The organism is Roseovarius marisflavi, assembly GCF_900142625.1.
In the GTDB taxonomy this organism is placed as follows: domain Bacteria; phylum Pseudomonadota; class Alphaproteobacteria; order Rhodobacterales; family Rhodobacteraceae; genus Roseovarius; species Roseovarius marisflavi.
Genome location: NZ_FRBN01000082.1, coordinates 1 through 1,098 on the forward strand (window position 1 = coordinate 1; position 1,098 = coordinate 1,098).

Consider the following 1,098-nt stretch of genomic DNA (forward strand, 5'->3'; position numbering starts at 1 on the left):
ACGCAGAGTCCATTTGTGTAGACGGAGTCGCATCAGGCTTTTTCAGGAAAGAGCCACCCCGTGATCGGCACCACCGCTCGGCTGACAATCGGGACAAGCACAAACCCGGTCGCCAGCCCGACAATGCCGTCCAGCCCGGCCGTCACCAGCCAGGTCACAAAGCCTTTGATCGAGCCAACGGCCACCGATGCGACCTTCGCCGCGTGCTTGATCTGCTCATAAGGCAGATGCCAGCCCAAATCGTGCAACCCGTGCACGATGATACTGCCACCGACCCAGAGCATGGCCACCGTGCCGATCGTCGCGATCACCACCATTACTGCGGGCATCGATTTGACAATTCTACGCCCGACCGCCCGGGTCGCGCCAAGCCGTCCTTTCGCGCTGAGCAGAATACCGAAATCATCGGCCTTAACGAGCAAGGCGACGGCCCCATAAACCAGTGCCGTAATCCCAATGGCCACCGCAGCCAGCGCCATCGTCTGTATCCACAATGTGTCAATATCGATCTGGGAAAGAGAGATCGTCATAATCTCTGCCGACAGTATGAAATCGGTCTTGATTGCGCCTTTCACCCGCTGCTCTTCCAGATGGGCCGCATCCAGCGTCTCCGCCTGCTGGGGGCCGTGATCCTTGTGCGGGACGAAGAGGTGCCAAACCTTCTCAGCCCCCTCAAAACACAGATAAGCCCCGCCGATCATCAAGAGCGGCGTCAAAAGCCACGGCAGGAATGCATTCAAGAGCAGCGCCGCAGGCAACAGGATTACCAGCTTATTGAAGAAGGACGCGCGCGCAATTTTCCAAACGATGGGTAATTCTCGCGCCGCTGGCAGGCCTGTCACATATTTTGGGGTCACGGCCGCGTCATCGATGACAACGCCGGCGGCTTTCGTGCCGGCTTTGCTTGCCTGCGCCGCGACATCATCAAGTTGTGTCGCCGCCAGCTTGGCGATCGCTGCCACGTCATCCAAAAGGGCCAGTAATCCGCTCATGAAATTCTTTCCCTTGGGTTCACGCAACAATAGCCGATATTCCTCAGGAAAAACGACTGCCATTGAATGATGTCGGAGTTTTTTGCCCCGATCAAGGCGCTCGGAC

1 protein-coding gene is annotated in these 1,098 nt (G+C 57.7%); it reads right to left on the bottom strand.

Features of this window, described 5'->3' with window-relative positions; all coding sequences use genetic code 11:
* Positions 1–32: 32 nt before the first annotated feature.
* Positions 33–992, bottom strand: a complete 960-nt coding sequence (locus BUB78_RS20040; RefSeq protein WP_073201198.1) for a DUF808 domain-containing protein — start codon at positions 990–992, stop codon at positions 33–35.
* Positions 993–1,098 lie beyond the last annotated feature (106 nt).

Coding starts and splice junctions, on each gene's coding strand:
- BUB78_RS20040 (WP_073201198.1), bottom strand. CDS start 992: ATGAGCGGATTACTGGCCCTTTTGGATGACGTGGCAGCGATCGCCAAG.